The organism is Rhodococcus sp. CX (genome assembly GCF_015865005.1).
GTDB lineage: Bacteria > Actinomycetota > Actinomycetes > Mycobacteriales > Mycobacteriaceae > Rhodococcus.
Genome location: NZ_JADZGH010000231.1, coordinates 40,523 through 46,115, shown reverse-complemented (window position 1 = coordinate 46,115; position 5,593 = coordinate 40,523). Strand labels below are relative to the sequence as shown.

General features: G+C 72.5%; 5 protein-coding genes. 3 read left to right on the top strand and 2 right to left on the bottom strand.

Going from position 1 to position 5,593, the window contains the following annotated elements; all coding sequences use genetic code 11:
• Positions 1 to 1,615, bottom strand: a 1,615-nt coding sequence (locus tag I0Q12_RS26010; RefSeq protein ID WP_307846532.1) for a hypothetical protein, incomplete at its 3' end; no start/stop codon positions are given.
• 196 nt (positions 1,616 to 1,811) lie between these two features.
• On the opposite strand from I0Q12_RS26010, the gene I0Q12_RS26005 reads away from it, so the two are divergent.
• Complete coding sequence (locus I0Q12_RS26005) at positions 1,812 to 3,098, top strand: lipase family protein (RefSeq protein WP_197256112.1); 1,287 nt, start codon at positions 1,812 to 1,814, stop codon at positions 3,096 to 3,098.
• A gap of 21 nt (positions 3,099 to 3,119) precedes the next feature.
• Here I0Q12_RS26005 and I0Q12_RS26000 read toward each other — a convergent pair whose 3' ends face one another.
• On the bottom strand, positions 3,120 to 3,311 hold the full coding sequence (locus I0Q12_RS26000; RefSeq protein WP_374068785.1) for a hypothetical protein: 192 nt from the start codon (positions 3,309 to 3,311) through the stop codon (positions 3,120 to 3,122).
• A gap of 225 nt (positions 3,312 to 3,536) precedes the next feature.
• Between I0Q12_RS26000 and I0Q12_RS25995 the strand changes: the two genes are divergently transcribed.
• Both I0Q12_RS25995 and I0Q12_RS25990 read left to right on the top strand, forming a co-directional pair.
• Positions 3,537 to 4,445: a hydroxymethylglutaryl-CoA lyase gene (locus tag I0Q12_RS25995; RefSeq protein ID WP_197256123.1), complete on the top strand. Its 909-nt coding sequence runs from the start codon at positions 3,537 to 3,539 to the stop codon at positions 4,443 to 4,445.
• Positions 4,446 to 4,458: 13 nt separating this feature from the next.
• Positions 4,459 to 5,415, top strand: a complete 957-nt coding sequence (locus I0Q12_RS25990; protein ID WP_197256108.1) for a glycerate kinase — start codon at positions 4,459 to 4,461, stop codon at positions 5,413 to 5,415.
• The last annotated feature ends 178 nt before the right edge of the window (positions 5,416 to 5,593 follow it).

Here is a 5,593-nt window from a genome sequence, read left to right as displayed (position 1 = left end):
GCTGCGGCGACCGCACCGCGACGTGGGTGCGGACCCGTCGCCGGACCCGGCCCCCGACGACCTCGAAGTCGCCGCTGTCCGCGAAGATCCGAGCGGCGGCCTCCGAGATCGGGAACCGCTCGGTCAGGGCGGCGGCCAGCGCGGCGGCGTCGGCGGACCCGCCGGCCCCGTCGACGATCCGGGCGATGCGCGCACGGACCGCACCCGGGATGTCGGTCTCCCACCGCGCGAGCGACCACAGTCCGGATTCGGAGACGGCGAACCGTTCGTCGTCCGCGAGCTCACCGATGACGGTCGCGGTGTCGTGGGTGGTGTCCATGCGGGTGACGAGGGCGGCGGCGGGCATCGGATCGCCGAGGATCTCGAGCACCTGCGCCGCGCGATCGGCGAGGCTGTCCTGGCGAGTGAGGATCCGGCCGTCGATCACCGGCAGCCCGCAGTGCCGCAGCCACGCGGTCAGTTCGCCGGCGGGCAGATTCCACAGTGCCCCGACGGCGGCGAGTTCGACGACCCCGTTCTCGGATTCGAACTCGGCGAGCAGGGCGCGTGTCTGCCGCTCCGCCTCGGGCAGGTTCGGCACCGCGACCCAGCCGTCCGCGACTTCGAAGCGGTCGTCGAGACGGTTCAGCACCCGGCCGAGCGGAACGTCGAGACCGGGAACCTGCCGGGACAGGTCCGGGGACAGCGCCAGGATCCGGTCGAGCGAGGCGACGGGTCGCACGTGCACGCGCAGCGCGGCGAGCAGGTCCCCGACCGCCGTGCCGAACGGGAACGTCGACGGGGCGGACGGATCGGCGGGAACATCGTCGAGGACCCGTTGCCGCAGGTTCTCCCGCTCCGGCGCGGGCAAGGCCGCGACGTAGCCGCCGAGTTCGGCGATCGGATCGTGCGGTCCGGGCAGCGGCAGGTCGCGCGCGGTCAGGGCGGTGATGCGCGCGGCGACCTCCTGGATCTCCTCGGGGGCACCGTCCTCGAGTTCGACGCGCAGCAGCGGCCGGTCGCCCTGGCCACGCAGCGTCCGCCAGCGGGCCAGTTCCGCGAGATCGGAGACGAGCAGGTCGAGTGCGGGCACGTTCGATCCGGTGGCCGCACCCTCCGGTGCGCGCAACACGCCGGGATCGCGCAGGATCGCGAGGACCATCGCCGCACACACGATCTCGTGCACGGTGGCGGGGCCGGCGCCGCGCACCGCGAACAGGTCGGACGGGCTGCGGTCGAGCAGCGCGGCCGTGGTCGCGACCCCCGGCAGGCGGTCGACGATCGTGGCCGCGGCGGTGCTCAGGTCCAGCGCGGCGACCGGCACGTCGATCCGGTCGGCGAGCCCGGCGGACAGCGGCATGTCCGGATGTTCGGTGACGTAGATGTGGGCGAGGGCCGCGCAGACGGCGGGAACGTCGGCCGAGGCGGCCGTCTCGGCCGGCGACTGCTTCTCCCACCAGCGGTCGCCGGGAGCGAGTTCGGACAGGGCCGCGGCGCGTCCGGAACCGTACCGGTCGAGCCACGGCATCAGATCGAGCCAGCGGCGCTCCCCGAGTTCCTTGTCGGACAACGCAATGGACCACAGCGACACGACCGGCTGCTCCTCTTCGACGCTCGGCGGGATATCACGAACCACGGACCCCCCACCGCCGCGGTCACCCACGAGAGGAAACCGCCCGGTCGACTCTACCGGTGCACCACCGTCCGGGCTCGTGACGGGGCCGAGAGACCCGGGACGGCCCGGCGATTCGCCCGGATCGGCGCCCACCCGGCGGTAACGTTGACGGTGTCGGGGCATTCCACCGAGGTTCACCTCGAGCGAGGAGTTCCGGATGCGACGGCCACATCGCGCGACCCCCGTACTGTCGGCCGGATCGCTCTTCACCACAATCCTCGTCACGGTGTGGCTCCTGTCGACCGCCGGCCCGGCGACCGCGTCACCGGTGTCCGGGTTCCCCCTTCCGCCACCGCCGCGTGTGACGCTCGACGACCTGCTGCCGACACCGATCACCGACGACGAGTTCTTCGCGCGACCCGCGGATCTCGAGGCCTACCCGCCGGGCACGGTGCTGCGGGAACGTGCGGTGCGGATGCGGGCACTGCCGGCGGCGCTCGTCCCTCACACCGCACGGCAGTTCCTGGTGCGCTCGACCGACGCGTCGGGACGGCCGATCCCGGTGACGGCGACGCTCGTGCTGCCCGACGCCCCGTGGCCCGGCGGGACGCGGCCGGTCGTCGTCTACAACATGGCGATCGATTCGCTCGGCACCCGCTGTACCCCGTCGTATCGGATGGTGCACGATGCCGTCGACATCGACGTCCCGCCGATGCTGCCGGTCCTGCTCGCCCACGGCTGGGCGGTGCTCGTCCCCGATCACGAGGGACCGAACATGGCGTATGCCGCCGGCCCGCTCGCCGGGCACGCCGTGCTGGATTCGATCCGGGGGTTGCGCACCGTCGCACCCGACCTCGCGGATTCTCCGCTCGCGATGACCGGCTACAGCGGCGGCGCCATCGCGACGGGCTGGGCCGCGCAACTGCAACCGACGTACGCGCCCGACGTGCAGTTCACCGGCGCCGCGGCCGGTGGGCTGCCCGCCGACCTGTCGCTGCTGCGGGCCACGATGAACGGGCAGCTCGGAGCCGGGCTGTTCCTCGCGGCGACGGTGGGTCTGGCCCGCGAGTATCCGCAACTGCTGGACCTGGCCGACCCGTTGACCGGGGTCCTGGCCCGGACCCCGCTGAAGGACCAGTGCACGATCGTGCTGGCTGCCACCGGCGTCGCCATGGTTCCCGTCGAGGTGTTCACCACCGTCCCGGACCCGTTCGACGATCCGCGGGTGCGGCAGGTGCTCGACGACAACCGGCTCGGCGGGCAGATCCCGCAGGCCCCGATGTACCTGTACCACGGGTCGTCGCAGGTGTTCCTCGGTGACGAGTTCATCCCGGAATCGGGAGTTCTTGCCCTGCAACAGCAATGGTGCGCCGGCGGCGCGAACGTGACCTATGTGCCGGTGTGGGGTGAACACCTGACGGCCGCGGTCGCGGGTGCACCCGGGATGCTGGACTGGATCTCCGAGCGGCTCGCCGGTGTGCCGGCACCGCAGGGGTGCCCGTGAACGATCACGACGCCCGAACGATCACGACGCAGCCGTGTCCGAATCCTGGGCGTCCTGCGCGGCGGGCCTCAGCCGCAGTAGCACCAAGCCCGCGACGAACGCGACGATCAACGACGCGACCGCCCCGTTGACGTGCAGGGCATTGACCGCGACCGCCGCCCCGCCGACACCGGCGAGCAGCGCACACCACAGCAACGCCTTTGCGATCACCACACCCATGACCACGCACCCTCCAAGGCCCCGATCCGACAAACGACAATAGTGTCACCCGTCACAACCGCTGCGACACCGGGTCCGGCGTGTCCGAGAATCCGCGTTCCGGCGACTCCCCACGGGCCGTCCCGGTCCGTAGGCTCGGAGCCGGATGCCCCGGCGGAATCCGGGCGTGAGACGAGGCGGAGGTACGGCGTGAACTTCGGGGACGTGCGACTGCAGGATGTGACCCTGCGGGATGTGACACTGCGCGACGGACTGCAACTGACCGGCAAGCTCCTGCCCACCGAACGCAAGGTGCGCCTCGCCCGGTCCCTGCTGGCCACCGGCATCCCCGAGCTCGAGATCGGTTCGCTCGCCCGCCCGGACCTGGTCCCCCCGATGGCCAACACCCTGGAGTTGATCGCGGCGCTCACCGAGGAGGAACTCGATCGCTGCTGGGTGTGGGTCGCCACGCCGCGGCACGTGGAGAAGGCGATCGCGGCCGGCGCGCGCCACTTCCAGTACTGCTTCTCGGTGTCCGACGCCCACAACAACGCGAACATCGGCCGCGACACCGAGACGAGCGTCGCCGCGATGCCCGCCGCCGTCGAACTGGCCCACGCCGCCGGCGGCAGCATCCAGCTGTGCCTCGCCACGTCGTTCACCTGCCCGTTCGACGGCCCCGTCGACCCGGACCGGGTCCTGGAGATCGCGTGCGATCCGCGGACCGACGGCGCCGCCGACATCGTCCTCGCCGACACCCTCGGGCAGGCCGTGCCCGGCCAGGTCGCCGAGCTGATCGCGCGGGTCCGCACCGAATCCCCCGCGCGCCGGATCGTCTACCACGGCCACGACACGTGGGGACTCGGTGTCGCGAACAGCCTGGCCGCGGTGTCGGCCGGTGCGAGCGTCGTCGACGGGGCCCTCGCCGGGCTCGGCGGCTGCCCGTTCGCGCCCGGTGCGAGCGGTAACACCGCCACCGAGGACCTGCTGTTCGCAACCCGCCCGCAGTGGCTGTCGCCGGACGTGTTCGCCGATCTGGTGCGGCTCGGCGAGGACCTCGTGGCCGAACTGGACGAACCGAACCGGGCACGGGCGACGCAGGGCGCCCGTTCGGAAGCCGCAGCGTTCGAATGGGTGCTGCGTTCGTGACAGGATCACCAGCGTGCGGATCCTGATCGCCCCGGACAGTTTCAAGGGCACCTACCGTGCGGCCGAGGTCGCGGACTCCGTCGCGGCCGGCGCCGAAACGTCGGGGCACGAGACGATCCGGCTCCCGGTCGCCGACGGCGGCGAGGGCACCCTCGAAGTCCTGACCGGGCCGATGCTGCTCGACCGCATCGAGGTCGAGACGGTCAACCCGTGGCGGGTGTCGTGCGCGGGGACGTTCGGACTGGCACCGGACGGAACCGCCGTCGTCGAACTCGCGACCGCGAGCGGAATCACGACCCCGCACAACGGTTTCCGCGATCCGGTCACCGCGGACACCTACGGTACGGGCTTGCTGATGGCGGAGGCGGCGCGATGCGGCGCGGAGCGCATCGTCGTCGCGGCCGGTGGTTCGGCGACCACCGACGGCGGCCTCGGCGCCATCGCCGCGATCGACTCGTCCGGCGGCCTGCACGGCGCGGCGGTCACGGTCCTGACCGACGTCACCACCCGATACGTCGACGCGGCACGGGTGTTCGGTCCGCAGAAGGGCGCCGACCCCGCCACGGTGGATCTGCTCACCCAGCGGCTCGACGCGACCGCGATGGCCCTGCCGCGCGACCCGCGGTGCGTCGACGGCACCGGCGCGGCCGGCGGCTTCTCCGGCGGCATGTGGGCCCGGTACTGCGCCGAACTGCGCTCCGGTGCCGAATTCGTGCTCGACGCCCTCGCATTCGACCGGCATCTCGCGACCGCCGACCTCGTGGTCGTCGGCGAGGGGCGTCTCGACGGGCAGAGCCGCGCCGGGAAGATCGTCTCCGCGATCCTCGCCCGGACCGGGTCGGTACCGGTGGTCGCGGTCGTCGGGTCGGTCGGTGACGACCTCGGCGACTACCGCGACCGGTTCGCCGATGTGATCGTCGCGTCGGATGCGGACGCGATGCGCGCGGCAGGAGCCCGGCTGGGCCGCTGACCTTCCGAATCCCCTACGGGCAGGGCGCTGTCGGTGCAGGGGTGGGAGTCGGCGCGGGGCCCGTGTCCGGATCCGAGGCGCGGGCGGGCCAGGACGCGGGACGGATCTGCGGTGCGTCGGGTTCCTCCGATGCACACGGCGCCGCTTCCGGAGTTGCGGTGCCGGCCGACGCGGGCGG

Excerpts from the sequence above, each read along its gene's own strand:
- I0Q12_RS26005 (WP_197256112.1), top strand. The coding sequence starts at position 1,812 with ATGCGACGGCCACATCGCGCGACCCCCGTACTGTCGGCCGGATCGCTC.